This window comes from Bacteroides sp. D1 (assembly GCF_000157095.2).
GTDB lineage: Bacteria > Bacteroidota > Bacteroidia > Bacteroidales > Bacteroidaceae > Bacteroides > Bacteroides xylanisolvens.
In genome coordinates, this window is record NZ_JH114349.1 from 53,301 (window position 1) to 69,037 (window position 15,737).

The following is a 15,737-nucleotide window of genomic DNA, read 5'->3' on the forward strand; positions in this document are numbered from 1 at the left end:
CATATATGCGAAGAGGCGTTGATTTTCCGTTGAGGAGAGTCAACGCTTTTTTTTATTAATTCACACCTTATTTATTACGTACGATAAACAATATTTCGTAACTTTGCACACCAAATACTTAATAAGCAATTCAATGTCAGAGTCTAAAAGAATAAAAACTGCATTGGTATCTGTATACCATAAAGAAGGTTTGGATGAAATTATTACCAAACTTCATGAAGAGGGAGTAGAGTTTTTGTCAACAGGCGGAACTCGTCAGTTTATTGAATCATTGGGATATCCTTGCAAGGCAGTGGAAGATTTGACCACTTATCCTTCTATTCTCGGTGGTAGAGTAAAGACATTACATCCGAAAATTTTCGGAGGTATTCTTTGTCGTCGCGGCCTGGAACAGGATATGCAACAGATTGAGAAATATGAAATTCCCGAGATAGATCTGGTTATTGTTGATTTGTATCCGTTCGAAGCTACCGTAGCTTCCGGTGCATCTGAAGCAGACATTATTGAAAAAATCGATATAGGTGGAATCTCACTGATTCGTGCCGCAGCCAAGAACTACAACGATGTAATCATCGTAGCTTCTCAAGCTCAATACAAACCATTATTGGATATGTTGATGGAGCACGGCGCTACTTCTTCACTCGAAGAACGCCGCTGGATGGCTAAAGAAGCATTTGCCGTTTCTTCTCACTACGATTCGGCTATTTTCAACTATTTCGATGCCGGCGAAGGTTCTGCTTTCCGTTGCTCTGTTAATAGCCAGAAGCAACTTCGTTACGGTGAGAACCCACATCAGAAAGGTTATTTCTACGGAAATCTGGAAGCAATGTTCGACCAGATTCACGGAAAGGAAATCTCTTATAACAATCTTCTCGACATCAACGCAGCCGTTGATCTGATCGACGAATTCGATGACCTCACTTTCGCTATCCTGAAACATAACAACGCTTGCGGATTAGCTTCCCGTGCTACAGTTTTGGAAGCTTGGAAAGACGCATTGGCCGGTGATCCGGTTTCTGCTTTCGGAGGTGTATTGATTACGAATGGTGTCATCGACAAAGAAGCTGCGGAAGAAATCAACAAGATTTTCTTCGAAGTGATTATCGCACCGGATTATGATGTGGATGCACTCGAAATCCTGGGACAGAAAAAGAACCGCATCATCCTCGTTCGTAAGGAAGCTAAATTGCCTAAGAAACAATTCCGTGCTTTGCTGAATGGCGTATTGGTGCAGGATAAAGATACTAATATTGAAACGGTAGCCGACCTGAAAACCGTGACAGACAAAGCTCCTACTCCGGAAGAAGTGGAAGATATGTTGTTTGCCAACAAAATTGTAAAGAACAGCAAATCCAACGCCATCGTATTGGCAAAGGATAAACAACTTCTTGCAAGCGGTGTAGGACAGACTTCACGTGTAGACGCATTGAAACAAGCAATTGAAAAAGCCAAATCATTCGGCTTCGACCTGAATGGTGCAGTAATGGCTTCCGATGCCTTCTTCCCGTTCCCCGACTGTGTGGAAATTGCAGATAAAGAAGGTATTACGGCTGTTATCCAACCGGGAGGTTCGGTAAAAGACGATTTATCATTTGCTTATTGCAATGAGCACGGTATGGCGATGGTGACTACCGGTATCCGTCATTTTAAACACTAAAGCGATTTACTATTTGACAATTTACAATTTACTATTCAGCCGTTCGGCAATATGGATTTGATTGTCAGATAGTAATAAGTATGTATCAAATAGTAAATAGTAAATTGTCAAATAGTAAATAAAAAAATGGGATTATTTTCTTTTACACAAGAGATAGCAATGGACTTGGGCACAGCCAATACTATCATCATCACGAACGGAAAAATCGTGGTGGATGAGCCTTCGGTTGTAGCTCTGGATCGCCGTACAGAAAAGATGATTGCCGTGGGGGAAAAGGCGAAGTTGATGCATGAAAAAACCCACGAAAACATACGTACCATCCGTCCGTTGAGAGACGGAGTGATTGCCGACTTCTATGCTTGCGAGCAGATGATGCGCGGTTTGATAAAGCAGGTGAATACTCGCAACCATTTGTTTTCACCTTCTCTTCGCATGGTGATTGGCGTTCCTTCGGGGAGTACGGAAGTTGAACTCCGTGCTGTCCGTGACTCTGCGGAACATGCTGGCGGTCGTGATGTTTATTTGATTTTCGAGCCGATGGCTGCGGCAATCGGTATCGGCATCGACGTGGAAGCTCCGGAAGGAAACATGATTGTCGATATAGGTGGTGGATCTACGGAAATTGCCGTTATCTCTTTGGGAGGTATCGTTTCCAACAACTCCATCCGCACAGCCGGTGATGACCTGACAGAGGATATTCGCGAATATATGAGCCGTCAGCACAATGTGAAAGTCAGCGAGCGTATGGCAGAACGTATCAAAATCAATGTAGGTGCTGCTTTAACCGAACTGGGTGATGATGCTCCGGAAGATTATATCGTTCACGGGCCGAACCGTATCACAGCTCTTCCGATGGAGGTGCCTGTATGCTACCAGGAAGTAGCCCACTGTCTGGAGAAATCAATTTCAAAGATCGAAACTGCTATCTTGAGTGCATTGGAAAATACACCTCCTGAACTGTATGCTGATATTGTGCACAATGGTATCTATCTCTCCGGAGGTGGTGCATTGCTTCGTGGACTGGATAAGAGATTGACCGATAAGATCAACATTCCTTTCCATATTGCGGAAGATCCTTTGCATGCAGTTGCCAAAGGTACAGGAGTGGCATTGAAGAACGTAGACCGTTTCTCTTTCTTAATGAGATAAACCGGGGATGAGGAATTTATTAAACTTCCTTCTGAAATACAATTACTGGTTCCTCTTCATCTTATTGGAGGTAGCCAGTTTTGTTTTGTTATTTCGGTTCAACCGTTATCAGCAGAGTGCATTCTTCACTTCTGCCAATACGGTTGTGGGGGCGGTTTATGAAGTTTCGGGAGGGATTTCCTCTTATTTTCATCTGAAATCGGTCAATGAAGATCTGTTGGATCGCAACATGGTGCTCGAACAACAGATCACTAATCTGGAAAAAGCATTGAGAGAGCAGCAGCTCGATTCTATGGCCATCAACAGCATCCGGCAGGTGCCGCAAGCGGATTATCAGTTGTTTAAAGCGCATGTGATAAAGAACAGTTTGAATCTGGTTGATAATTATATCACGCTCGATAAAGGTTCCTCTTCCGGTATTCGCTCCGAAATGGGAGTGGTGGATGGTAATGGGATTGTAGGGATTGTTTATGAAACCTCTCCTTCCTACTCGGTGGTGATTTCGGTGCTGAACAGCAAGTCGAATATCAGTTGCAAGATTATCGGCAGTGATTATTTCGGCTACCTGAAATGGGAACATGGAGATTCGCGCTATGCTTATCTGAAAGACTTGCCTCGTCATGCAGAGTTTAATTTGGGAGATACAGTTGTTACCAGTGGTTTCTCCACCGTCTTTCCCGAAGGTATAATGGTGGGGACGGTGGATGATATGTCCGACTCTAATGACGGACTTTCCTATCTGTTGAAAATCAAGCTGGCTACTGATTTCGGTAAGTTGAGTGACGTTCGGGTGGTAGCCCGGACAGGTCAGGAAGAACAGAAGAAACTTGAAAACAAGGTGATGAAAGAATGATTATTACTTATATACATAGAATCGGATGGTTTATCGGCTTGGTACTTCTTCAGGTGCTAATCCTTAATAGTGTACATATTGCCGGCTATGCTACTCCTTTTCTCTATATCTATTTTATTCTGAAATTCAGCTCCGGCACTTCCCGGAATGAACTGATGTTGTGGGCTTTTTTCTTCGGGCTGACCATTGATATATTCTCCGATACTCCGGGAATGAATGCGGCGGCTACTGTGCTGCTAGCCTTTCTTCGTCCCTCTTTACTTCGTCTGTTCACGCCCCGTGATAATCCGGATAGCTTTATTCCCTCTTTTAAGACGATGGGAATCAGTCCTTTCTTAAAATATACTACTGCAAGTGTTTTTGTGCACAGTCTGGCATTACTCTCCATTGAGTTCTTCTCATTTACCAGCATTTGGCTGTTACTGTTGCGAGTGCTTCTTTGCACTATTCTGACTGTAACCTGTATCATAGCTATAGAAGGGATTAAGAAGTAACGATGGCAAAAGATTATATCTTAGAGAAGCGCAAATTTGTAATCGGAGGCATTGCTATCTCCATTGTTTTGATTTATCTGATACGTCTTTTTGTATTGCAGATCACGACCGATGACTACAAGAAGAATGCTGACAGTAACGCTTTTCTGAATAAGATCCAATACCCCTCGCGTGGTGCTATTTATGACCGGACCGGTAAATTGCTGGTATTCAATCAGCCGGCATACGACATAACGATCGTGCCAAAGGAAATAGAGAATCTGGACACACTCGATTTATGCCAATCGCTGAATATCACCCGTGCGCAGTTTCTCAAAATAATGAGCGATATGAAAGACCGTCGCCGCAATCCGGGCTATTCCCGCTATACCAACCAGTTGTTTATGTCGCAACTTTCGGCGGAAGAATGTGGTGTCTTTCAGGAAAAGCTGTTTAAGTTTCGTGGCTTTTATATCCAACGGCGTACCATCCGTCAATATTCGTACAATGCTGCCGCCCATGCTTTGGGAGATATCGGAGAAGTCTCCGCAAAAGAAATGGAGGCGGATGAAGAAGGATACTACATCCGTGGGGATTATGTCGGCAAGTTAGGAGTCGAGAAATCGTATGAAAAGTACCTGCGTGGCGAGAAAGGAATTGAGATTCTGCTTCGCGATGCGCACGGTCGTATCCAGGGACATTATATGGATGGTGAATATGACCGTCCTTCCGTTCCCGGCAAGAACCTGACATTGAGTTTGGATATTGACTTACAGATGCTGGGCGAACGTTTATTAAAGAATAAGATTGGAAGCATTGTGGCTATCGAACCGGAGACCGGAGAAATCCTTTGTCTGGTATCCTCTCCCAATTATGACCCGCATTTGATGATTGGCCGCCAGCGTGGCAAGAACCATCTGGCCTTGCAACGTGATATGACCAAACCGCTTTTGAATCGTGCCCTGATGGGAGTGTATCCTCCGGGATCTACGTTCAAGACAGCGCAAGGACTGACGTTCCTGCAAGAAGGAATTATCACCGAACAAAGTCCGGCATTTCCTTGCTCACATGGATTCCATTACGGAAGATTGACAGTAGGCTGTCATGCTCACGGATCTCCCTTGCCATTGATTCCGGCTATTGCTACATCGTGCAACTCCTATTTCTGTTGGGGATTGTTCCGTATGTTTGGCGATCGTAAATACGGTTCGCCACAAAACGCTATTACGGTCTGGAAAGACCACATGGTTTCGCAAGGATTTGGCTACAAACTGGGAGTTGATTTGCCGGGAGAGAAACGGGGCTTGATTCCGAATGCGCAGTTTTATGATAAAGCCTATCGCGGACATTGGAACGGACTGACAGTAATCAGTATCTCTATCGGACAGGGGGAAATTCTATCCACTCCCCTTCAGATTGCTAACTTGGGAGCAACGATTGCTAACAGAGGATACTTTGTGACACCGCATATTGTAAAGGAAATCCAAGATAATCAGTTGGACAGCATCTATCGCGTACCACGTTATACCACTATTGAGAAAAGACATTATGAATCAGTCGTAGAAGGGATGCGTGGCGCAGCCACCGGAGGAACTTGTCGTATGCTGTCAGTGATGGTTCCGGATTTGGAAGCCTGTGGAAAAACGGGTACTGCGCAGAACCGCGGACACGACCACTCGGTATTTATGGGCTTTGCTCCGATGAACAAACCGAAGATAGCTATTGCCGTCTATGTAGAGAACGGCGGATGGGGGGCTACTTACGGAGTTCCTTTCGGCGCACTGATGATGGAACAGTATTTGAAAGGCAAGCTCTCGCCGGAGAACGAGTTGAGGGCGGAAGAATTTAGTAACAGAGTGATATTATATGGTAACGAGGAACGATAGTTTGTGGAAAACGCTGGACTGGGTAACGATTTTTATTTACCTGCTCCTGATTGTTGGCGGATGGTTTAGCGTCTGCGGAGCCAGCTATGACTATGGCGAACGCGACTTCCTCGACTTCTCGACCCGTGCCGGCAAGCAGTTCGTGTGGATTATCTGTTCCTTCGGGCTCGGATTCGTGCTGTTGATGCTGGAAGACCGTATGTATGATATGTTCGCGTACATTATATATGTGGGGATGATTCTCCTGCTCATTGTTACCATCTTCATAGCACCGGACACCAAAGGATCACGCTCCTGGCTTGTCATGGGGCCTGTGAGCCTGCAACCCGCCGAGTTTGCCAAGTTCGCTACGGCCTTGGCGTTGGCCAAATACATGAATTCTTATTCATTCAGTATCAAGAAAGAAAAGTGTGCCTTTATCCTGGGATTCATCATTCTTCTCCCGATGTTATTGATTATCGGTCAGCGGGAGACAGGGTCTGCATTAGTTTATCTTGCTTTTTTTCTGGTTCTTTATCGTGAAGGAATGCCGGGAGTAGTGCTTTTTGCGGGCGTATGTGCGGTAATCTACTTTGTGGTCGGCATCCGTTTTGATGAAGTCTTTATCGCCGATACTCCTACACCACTGGGAGAATTTATCGTATTACTATTGATCTTATTATTTGCCGGTGGTATGGTGTGGGTATATCGCAAGAAATGGTCTGCTACCCGCAATATCATTGGTGGAAGTTTGGCTATATTACTGATTGCTTATTTAATATCCGAATATTGGGTACATTTTAGCCTCGTTTGGGTGCAATGGGCGCTTTGTATTGTGGTGATAGGCTATCTGATTTATTTGGCATTAAGTGAGCGGCAGCGTACTTATTTCCTGATTGCCCTGTTTACAATCGGTTCTGTCGGCTTCCTGTATTCCAGCAATTATGTATTTGATAATGTGCTCGAACCTCACCAGCAAGTCCGTATCAAAGTAGTGCTCGGTTTGGAAGAAGATTTGACTGGTGCCGGATACAACGTGAATCAGTCCAAGATTGCCATCGGTTCCGGTGGGTTGACAGGAAAAGGATTCCTGAATGGTACGCAAACAAAATTAAAGTACGTGCCCGAACAGGATACCGACTTTATATTCTGTACAGTGGGTGAGGAGCAAGGATTTGTCGGTTCGGCTGCTGTCCTGTTGGCTTTCCTTATTTTGATCTTACGATTAATCTTCCTGTCCGAACGGCAGACTTCCAACTTTGGGCGGGTTTATGGATATTCGGTTGTCAGTATTTTCCTTTTCCACTTATTTATTAATATCGGTATGGTGCTGGGGTTAACTCCGGTTATCGGTATTCCATTGCCTTTCTTCAGCTATGGAGGTTCTTCTTTATGGGGATTTACGATATTGCTGTTTATCTTCCTGCGTATTGATGCAGGACGTGGCAGAAGACTCTAATCTTACTGCTTCTCAATACGGATACCTACATCGCTCAATCCTTGTAACTTTTCATCTTTCATTCCGCTCATAATTTTAATAGTATAATTTGTAGGATGTAAAGGGCGAACAGATGTAATAAAAGTTTCCGATTGGTAAATGCTTCCCCATCCGTGTCCCGTCCATCTTCCGGTAGAGTCAGCCAGGCAGAAAGCAATGGTATCAGTGCGCCATACCGTAGAATCCTGTAGATTCTGACTGATAAATAAATGGAGGTCATGATAAGGATATTCGATACTGTTGCGGACTTCCGCAAAAAGCCGGAGAGTAGTGGGAACGCTGTCAGTTATGGGAATCTGAAAAGAGAGTGTATCACTCTTTCCCCATCCCTTGTTGGGAAGGGATTGATAAGAGTGATACACTGTATGTTCATTGCAGGCTGTCAGTAAGCAAGCGCTGAATAGACTCAATATACTATTCTTGAGTAGGCTTTTCATTAGTTGACTGTTTCTCCTGATTCTGATTTCTTTCCGGTCTGGAAGGACGCTCGTGGTTGGGACGGCGTTCTTGACGTTCCTGCCCTTGCTGTTCCCGTTGACGGTCTTGTTGTTGCGGACGTTCCTGACCTTGCGGACGTTCCTGATTTGATCCTCTTTCCGGACGTCTGTTTTCGTTGTTCCGTCCCTGGTTCTGTCCTCTGTTCCGGTTGTTGTTATTGTTATTTCTCGGGCGGTTGTCTCTTTCCCCTCTGTTGCCGTTTTCTGACTGTTGCGGGCGGTTTTCATTTTCCCGTTGAGGTTGTTGCGGACGATTGCCGCCTTCTGCTTGCTGTTGCGGGCGGTTTCCGTTATTATTGTTTCCTTTCTTCTTCTTTTTATTATTCCGGTTAGCATTATTGCCGCCCTCTTTATTATTCCGGCTGCGGTCGAAACGGGTAACACTTTCCTGTTCCAGCAAGTCAACAGGTTTTCTCGGTTCCGGTTTCTTTTCTTCTTCGAGCAAACTGTCCGGTTTCATCCCTTTCTTATTCATGGAGATTACTTCAAACGCACGTTTGCCGCTGATGGTGACCAGGTTGGCAGGGAAGTTTTTATCCGTAGAATAAGAAACCTGATTGCTTAGAATATCTGCTTTGAAGAAATAGAAAGTACCATCCTTCGTTTCCAGTTCTATCTCTCTCGAAGGGAGACGTTTTTGAGCTTCCACGTAACAGTCCACCTCATAATTCAGGCAGCATTTTAGCTTGGCACATTGTCCGGCAAGTTTCTGCGGATTTAATGAGATGTCCTGAAAACGGGCTGCACTGGTAGAAACAGAGACGAAGCTCGTCATCCACGTAGCGCAGCAAAGTTCGCGTCCGCAAGGGCCGATACCGCCGATGCGTCCTGCTTCCTGACGGGCACCGATTTGTTTCATTTCGATACGTACGCGGAATGCTTCGGCCAATACTTTAATCAGTTGCCGGAAGTCTACCCGCTCATCGGCGATATAGTAGAAAATAGCTTTGTTGCCATCCCCTTGATACTCCACGTCTCCGATTTTCATATCCAGATTGAGATTCAACGCAATCTGACGCGCACGAATCATCGTAGCGTGTTCTTTGGCTTTGGCTTCGTTGAACTTTTCCATATCTACCGGCTTGGCTTTCCGATAGACACGCTTAATTTCCGTATCTGCTTTGAAGTTTGCTTTCTTCATTTGCAGGGGAACGAGCCGGCCGGTCAATGTAACCACGCCGATGTCATGGCCGGGAGCCGCTTCAACGGCAACTACATCTCCTTTTTCCAGTTTAATCTTGTTGCTGTTCCGAAAATATCCCTTCCGGGTATTTTTGAATTGCACTTCCACCATGTCACTCTCTTCCGCATTGCCCGGAATGTCCGCCAGCCAATCGTAGGTGTTCAGCTTTTTATCTTGTCGGGAGCATCCTTTGCAGCAAAGGCCACCGCTTCCATTATGAAGTTTATATTCCATAAGTTTATATATTTATTATTGCTTCAACAGTACAATCATCTTCAGCGAGAAGTCGAAGAATACCATTTTAGCATTTACATTCTGTTCTATATGTAGTTGCGCTTCGCTTAATTCGTCCATGATACCCATCACATTCCGTTCGTTGACAAAAGGCGCAAAGCGGGTTGCAAAATTCTGTTCATTAATCGTCATATACGTCAAATTGCGCTGGTGCAGGTTGAAGATAAAATTCTCCCGAATCATGCGCTGGCAATATTCCAGGAAGTTCTTCTGACGTTCACGTCCCATGCCCGCCACTTGCTCGCTCCACATTTTCATCTCCCTGATTTTCCGTTGGTAAGACAACCGCATCAGGCTGACAAACAAGTCAAAAAACAACTGGTTCTCTTCATTCAGATGAATTGTTTCGAGTGCCTTGATAAAATTCCCATTTGCCAGATGGGCAATGGAAATACTGTCGGCAGGCAAAATGTTATATTTAGTCTGTAATACCCGGTCGATGCTGGCTTCATCAATCTTCCGCACATTCATGCGCTGGGTACGGCTTAGGATAGTGGGCAGAATCATGTCCGGCGCTTCCGATACCAATAAGAAAACCGTTTTTTCGGGCGGTTCCTCAAGCAACTTCAGCAGTTTGTTGGCACACACCGGATGCATTTTTTCCGGCAGCCATACAATCGTAATCTTAAATCCCCCTTCACTGGATTTCAAACTAAGCTTTTTCAGAATCTCGTCACTCTCTTTGGCATAGATCAATGCTTGTGAGTTCTCGGCATCCATCTCTCCTAACCAGTGATTGAGATTAAAGTAAGGATGATTGATAACAAACGGTCGCCAGTCGGCTATATAATCATCGCATACTTCCTTTTTCCCTTTTGCGCTTTTCACGATAGGGAATACGAAATGGACGTCGGGATGCACCAATTTATTGAATTTCACGCAGGACGGACACGTTCCGCAGGCATCAGTCTCCCCCCGATTAGTGCAACTGATGTAACGTGCGTATGCAATAGCCAACGGCATTTTCCCGACCCCTTCCGGGCCGCAAATAAGCTGGGCATGTGGAATACGCCCCTCATTCACTTCCTGAATGAGCCGTTGCTTGATTTCTTCCTGTCCGATTACGTCTCTGAAAAACATATCAATAAATGATTTTGGCTACTTCTTTGATACTGTCTACTGCTCCGATAGAGTAGAAATGAATACTCGGCACTCCGTGAGCCATCAACTCCTTGCACTGGGCTACACACCATTCGATACCTACCTGCTCGGCTTCCGCGTCATTCTTGCATTTCAAAGCCTCTTTCACCAAGTCTTCCGGCAAGTCCACTTTGAAAGTCTTTGGAATCATGCTCAATTGAGACAGCTTCTTGAACGGTTTGATTCCCGGAATGATAGGTATATTGATATCTGCCGCCTTCGCCTGCTCCACAAATTCAAAATATTTCCTGTTATCGTAGAACAACTGTGTCACGGCATATTCCGCCCCGTTCTCCACTTTTTTCTTCAGCCAGTAAAGGTCAGTCTCGATATTAGGCGCTTCTTCGTGCTTCTCCGGATAACAAGCCACCCCGTAAGAAAATGGCGTACTGCTGACTTTCATCTCCGAACCATCCACAAAAATACCTTTATTGAAATTATTGATTTGCTCCTGCAACTCGATAGCATGATGATAACCGTCACCTTCCGGTGTAAATACCGACTCATGTTTCGCTTTGTCACCACGCAACACCAGTAATTCCGTGATATTCAGAAATTGCAGGTCGAGCAACACATACTCGGTTTCTTCACGGGTGAATCCGCTGCACAAAATATGCGGGACTACCGTAATATTGTATTTGTTCTGGATGGCGGCAGCCACGGCAACCGTTCCTGGACGCCTTCTCAAGCGGTTTCTCTGAAACAATCCGTTACCGAGGTCTTTATACACATATTCGCTGCGGTGAGTAGTGATATTGATATATTTCGGGTCAAATTCCCGAAGCGTATCGATTGTTTGATATAACTTTTCTATTCCCGTTCCTTTCAGCGGTGGAAGTATCTCGAAAGAAAAAGCAGTTTTCTTGTTGCTATGTATTAAATCAATTACTTTCATTCTTTTTTTGCTAATGTTCGTTATCTACTTGGATTAAACGTGCATATTGGGACAAAAATACGAAAAAAGAAAGATTTCTTCTTGATTTACTCTAAAATAGTTTTGTTTTTATCGTACTATAATAGATAAAAGAGGGAATATCCCCTGCAGGATACACCCTCTTTTGCCTAATTATTATATTAGAATTTACTTGTCGAGGAATGATTTCTTCATTCTGGCGATGTCCGTCAGATAATCTTGTAAATCCTGTTCATGTTCTTCCTCTTCGGCAAGAATATGTTTGGCGATGTCGCAGGTAGTGAAATCTTTCCCATTGGTAAAATCTGCAATTTCCTGATAACGAAGGATTGCGCAGCGTTCGGAAGCTACATTGTCTTTCAGCAAACTGACAGAGTCGAACCCCTGCGGAGCATCATATTTGCATCTTGCCAACTCAAACCATTGCTTAGGGTCGAGCACCGGAACTCCTTCCAACTCAATGATACGGTCAGCGAGCAGTTGCGCATGTCTGCGCTCTTCTTCGGCATGTTCCTCAAATTCACCCTGTACATCGGCACGCATGGCACCTTCCACTACTAATGCACCTACCCAATATTGATAGTATGCCAACCATTCTTCAGCTAATGCTGCGTTCAACTGTGCGATTAAACTTTCTACATCTAGTTTCCCTTGTAGAATTTTTACACTTTCTCTAGCCATAATTTTTATGTTTAGGTTACTATGTTTAAGTTGCCAATGTAACAGACAGGCGGGATTTTTGTTTATGGCTCATTGAGAATTTAACAGAAAGATAGCTTTACCTACACATAAGTTTGTAAAGTGCTGTTTTATCTGCCACCTGCAACGAAGTTGAATTATCTTATTGAAAATAAACGTATTACGGCGTTGCAGATACCTGTTGCAGATACGTTGCAGATGTAGTATCTGCAACGCATCTGTTGATCTTATAAAACTCGTACAACATGGTAGACAGTACCTCTGTGTACACGTTTCGACGGGATTTCATGTTTACGGAGAACTCGCCCGAACACACTTACCCGCTTGTTTGACAACGGTATGGCACTGTTTTTCTTTATATCTTCCAAAATCTCCGCCGGTGAGAGCCATTCGCCATCCTCTTTCTCTTTGGCCGGACGGAAATAACGGTAAAACAACTGTTCTTCGAGCGAAACTTGTTCAAATTCACGGTTGCTTCTGGTCATAATCTGCTCTTCGGACTGGTCGAACCAGTAACGTTCGCCGTGGTCGAGCTCATACATGGCCTGCGCGTAAAGCTGTTCATAATCTATCGCCTTGTTTGTATCTATCGTTCCGGTTACTTCGATACAGATAAAGCGGCGGCTGCCCGTAGGGTCGGTCAGCAAATCTTTTTGGTTGCTCGTTGCGATGAATGAAGCATAACGGCGCATTTCAAGTACGGCGTTTCCATAAGGTTTGCGCATATTTACAATCGGTTTTTGCAGGATATGTTTCAGGTATCCTTGTTGGGTGGCGCTGATCTGGTCGAACTCGTCAATGTTGATGAGCGCAAAACGATTGAGATACAATTCGGCATCCGTCTTTCGTGAGAAATCGATGCTGTCCGTATAGTATGCACGCATGGCGGGCGGGATGAGGCTGCGGCAGAATGTCGATTTACGGCAACCTTGCGGGCCTACCAGCAGGGGCGAAACATTATTCGCATATTTCTTATCTGTCCCACGCCAGTGCATGACCATGTTGAGAAACCAGCGGTGAAACAAGTCTACCCAATGCTTGTTTTCGCAGGGAACGGTTTGCGCCAGTCCGCGGATACGGTCTTTGCCGTCCCAGACGGGGAGATGGTAGAGGAAATCTTCCAACGGATTGAATACAGGGATGCGGTTGGAGTAGATATATCGGCTTATGTCCCTGTCCCATAGCGGAATACCCTCGGCTTGCGCATCTAGTGCGATACTGTTCAGCACCCGTTTGTTGATAGGATTGAAGTAAAAATGGAATGAGTTCCGCTCGCGGTATTCCACTTCTCCCACTTGGGTGTTGTAACGGAATTCGTAGCGCCTGTTCATAAACTCCTCTGTCTGGAGTGACAGGTACTGTTCTTTCCCTAAGCTGCTCTTCTTTCCGAACCCTTTTTGTTCTTCATATACATTCTTGACCAGCTGGCGGATGAGCACCTCTTGACGGCGCAGGTAATAGTGGAAAATAGTACGTTTCACCGTTTCCTCTTCGGGAATGCCCGAATGGAAGCAGTTGACAGCCAGTTGTGTCACCATAGCCTGAAAGTCTTCCCCTCTTTCGGGGGCACCTTCATCTTCCGCTTCGTAGATTTCTTCATGGGTCTTTCTCAAAGCCGCTTCGAAAAGCATAAATATAGCGCGCTCCGTGTCATATCCCGGCACGGCCCGTGTCAACGGTGACTTTTCCGAGCGTACCGCTTCCCGATAAGTCAGTTCTTCGGGCATCCCTGACGGTTGCGAGAGATAAAACGGAACGGAATTCGGTCTGTACATAAGTTCCGGGTCGTATGACAGCCGTGAGTACTGTTCCAGACTAGGCTCTTTGGGTAAAATGCTGAACGGAATTTGCGGCTGATAGCATTTCACGGCCAAACGATAGGCATGCGCATGAAATATCTCCGCTTCTTCTCTTTTCTGTGGAAGCGAATTGTCAGGGCGGGTAAATTTCGCCCATATTTTCACTGTCTGTCCGCTCGAACCGGTAAAGACGCAGTGAGTCTGCGGCTGTTCCCATGCCAATTGCTTTACCAATGTAATCTCCGGGCCGCCTGACAACGGTCCGACGGTCAGTTCAACTATTCCGTTATAACTTTTCATTTGTTTTCCTCCTTCCGTCCTGCGGAATTCCGCAGCCGGAAGAATCTTCGGCAGCTTGTCTGCTTCGTAGCAGCGTGAGTCGGGCAGGGAATATCGCAACACTTCTCTGAAGGCGGACACAGGCTGTGTCTTTGTTTCTGTCCGTGTTTTTCCTATCCACGTTTCCATATCCATTGTAGTCAGCGCAGTAGTTTTGTCCTTGTCTCTTAATTGAGTAATTTTCATCTTTTGTTTTGTTAATAATATTCTGCTAAGTTAGTCATATTTGCCCGTTCTTGCAAATAAACATGGATATTTTATCTGTTTATCCTTTTTATCCGTACATTTGTAGAATTTAATAACAATAAAACCGATAAACAGCAATGAAAGAACCATTCGATTATTCAATCGTTCCTTATACTTTCGGCTTGTGTGCAGCCGAAGAATGTCCGCGTGCCACGACTTGTCTGCGGCATATCGCCTTAGAGTATGTTCCGGCGGAGCGGGTTTTCCTGTCAATAATGAATCCCAACCGGCTGAAAGCGATGAAAAGTGCTTGTGATTATTACCGTTCCAATGAGAAAGTGCGTTATGTACGCGGCTTTATGCGTACGATTAGTGCTCTTACGGTTCGTGTGGCAGATACCTTTCGCTATCGTATGATTGAATATATGGGTAGAAAGAACTATTATTTGAAACGTAGGGGAGACATGAACCTTAGTCCGGTCGAACAACGGCGGATTATTGCCGTAGCCAAGGAGCTTGGCGTTAGTCTGGATGAGTATTTCGACGGTTACGTGGAGGATTATAACTGGGGTTAGTCTTGTATATCTCCTTCTCTGAAAATCTTTAGCTACGGTTTCGCTGTCGTTTCTCTATATGGAAACTCCAGTGTCTCTAGCGGGAAACGCTAGTATCTCTGGCTGGAAACTCTCGTTTCTACGCGCGGAAACTGTAGTTTCCCGCCTGGGAACCGGAGTTTTGACGCAGGAAACGAGCGCTTCAATGATAGGAAAATAAACTTTGATGCTTGGTGTGCAATATTTCTTCTTACCGCTGTGTTGCAGATGTTTTTATCTGCAACGTATCTGCAACGGTATCTGCAACGCTATAATTGTTTATCAGTCAGTTTGTTATTTCGATTTTGTTGCAGGTGGCAGATGTTTTTTTATTTTTCAAGGTTCTTCGTCAAATTTGGTGGTACTTCTTCTATTGTGAATAAAGAATCTTGGCTCTCAGTAGTTTACTTCCTGCCCTATTGTACATCTGCCTTTTTACCGCTTTAATTTTATTCACTGTCCCCTCCAGTAATCCGTTATTAAAGGGGATATCAATAGCTGCCTGTACTGCCTCCCAGTCTTTTTCAATACCATATGCAAAGTTCGTCAGTGCCATATTCCGTGTTGCCTTCGCTTTTCTAATCCACTTCTATATCTTA

14 protein-coding genes are annotated in these 15,737 nt (G+C 44.8%); 7 read left to right on the top strand and 7 right to left on the bottom strand.

Features of this window, described 5'->3' with window-relative positions; translation table 11 throughout:
• Positions 1-133 precede the first annotated feature (133 nt).
• The 6 genes from purH to rodA all read left to right on the top strand — a co-directional run bounded on the left by purH (position 134) and on the right by rodA (position 7,456).
• Entirely contained in the window at positions 134-1,657 is a 1,524-nt protein-coding gene (purH, locus tag BSAG_RS04865) for a bifunctional phosphoribosylaminoimidazolecarboxamide formyltransferase/IMP cyclohydrolase (RefSeq protein WP_004310431.1), read from the top strand.
• Positions 1,658-1,783: 126 nt separating this feature from the next.
• On the top strand, positions 1,784-2,806 hold the full coding sequence (locus tag BSAG_RS04860) for a rod shape-determining protein (RefSeq protein ID WP_004299941.1): 1,023 nt from the start codon (positions 1,784-1,786) through the stop codon (positions 2,804-2,806).
• Positions 2,807-2,813: 7 nt separating this feature from the next.
• Positions 2,814-3,659 (top strand): rod shape-determining protein MreC, encoded by an 846-nt coding sequence (mreC, locus tag BSAG_RS04855; protein WP_004299942.1) that lies wholly within the window; start codon positions 2,814-2,816, stop codon positions 3,657-3,659.
• Positions 3,656-4,153, top strand: a complete 498-nt coding sequence (mreD, locus tag BSAG_RS04850) for a rod shape-determining protein MreD (RefSeq protein ID WP_004314401.1) — start codon at positions 3,656-3,658, stop codon at positions 4,151-4,153. Before mreC ends, mreD begins: the two co-directional genes overlap by 4 nt.
• Positions 4,154-4,155: 2 nt before the next feature.
• The gene (gene mrdA / locus BSAG_RS04845; RefSeq protein ID WP_004324644.1) at positions 4,156-6,018 is read left to right on the top strand and encodes a penicillin-binding protein 2; all 1,863 of its coding nucleotides are present in this window, start codon (positions 4,156-4,158) and stop codon (positions 6,016-6,018) included.
• Complete coding sequence (gene rodA / locus BSAG_RS04840) at positions 5,999-7,456, top strand: rod shape-determining protein RodA (protein WP_004304911.1); 1,458 nt, start codon at positions 5,999-6,001, stop codon at positions 7,454-7,456. Before mrdA ends, rodA begins: the two co-directional genes overlap by 20 nt.
• Before the next feature lie 2 nt (positions 7,457-7,458).
• Here the strand turns inward: rodA and gldH are convergent, their stop codons facing one another.
• The 6 genes from gldH to BSAG_RS04810 form a co-directional block, all read right to left on the bottom strand.
• Positions 7,459-7,932 carry a gliding motility lipoprotein GldH gene (gldH, locus tag BSAG_RS04835; protein WP_008018384.1) on the bottom strand — a complete coding sequence of 158 codons (474 nt, stop codon included), beginning with the start codon at positions 7,930-7,932 and terminating at the stop codon, positions 7,459-7,461.
• Entirely contained in the window at positions 7,910-9,409 is a 1,500-nt protein-coding gene (locus BSAG_RS04830; protein ID WP_004314398.1) for a stage 0 sporulation family protein, read from the bottom strand. Before BSAG_RS04830 ends, gldH begins: the two co-directional genes overlap by 23 nt.
• A 15-nt stretch (positions 9,410-9,424) precedes the next feature.
• Positions 9,425-10,549, bottom strand: coding sequence for an ATP-binding protein (locus BSAG_RS04825; protein ID WP_004304908.1), 1,125 nt, complete (start codon positions 10,547-10,549; stop codon positions 9,425-9,427).
• A 1-nt stretch (position 10,550) separates the two neighbouring features.
• A complete protein-coding gene (gene metF / locus BSAG_RS04820) occupies positions 10,551-11,504 on the bottom strand; it encodes a methylenetetrahydrofolate reductase [NAD(P)H] (RefSeq protein ID WP_004314397.1) in 954 nt (317 codons plus the stop codon).
• 186 nt (positions 11,505-11,690) lie between these two features.
• Positions 11,691-12,203 (bottom strand): ferritin-like domain-containing protein, encoded by a 513-nt coding sequence (locus BSAG_RS04815; protein ID WP_004304906.1) that lies wholly within the window; start codon positions 12,201-12,203, stop codon positions 11,691-11,693.
• Positions 12,204-12,448: 245 nt separating this feature from the next.
• On the bottom strand, positions 12,449-14,545 hold the full coding sequence (locus BSAG_RS04810) for a BT4734/BF3469 family protein (RefSeq protein WP_004314396.1): 2,097 nt from the start codon (positions 14,543-14,545) through the stop codon (positions 12,449-12,451).
• A 137-nt stretch (positions 14,546-14,682) separates the two neighbouring features.
• On the opposite strand from BSAG_RS04810, the gene BSAG_RS04805 reads away from it, so the two are divergent.
• A complete protein-coding gene (locus BSAG_RS04805) occupies positions 14,683-15,120 on the top strand; it encodes a DUF6078 family protein (protein WP_004314395.1) in 438 nt (145 codons plus the stop codon).
• A gap of 388 nt (positions 15,121-15,508) precedes the next feature.
• Here BSAG_RS04805 and BSAG_RS04800 read toward each other — a convergent pair whose 3' ends face one another.
• Positions 15,509-15,694 carry an ISL3 family transposase gene (locus tag BSAG_RS04800; protein WP_008997706.1) on the bottom strand — a complete coding sequence of 62 codons (186 nt, stop codon included), beginning with the start codon at positions 15,692-15,694 and terminating at the stop codon, positions 15,509-15,511.
• Between the last annotated feature and the right edge of the window lie 43 nt (positions 15,695-15,737).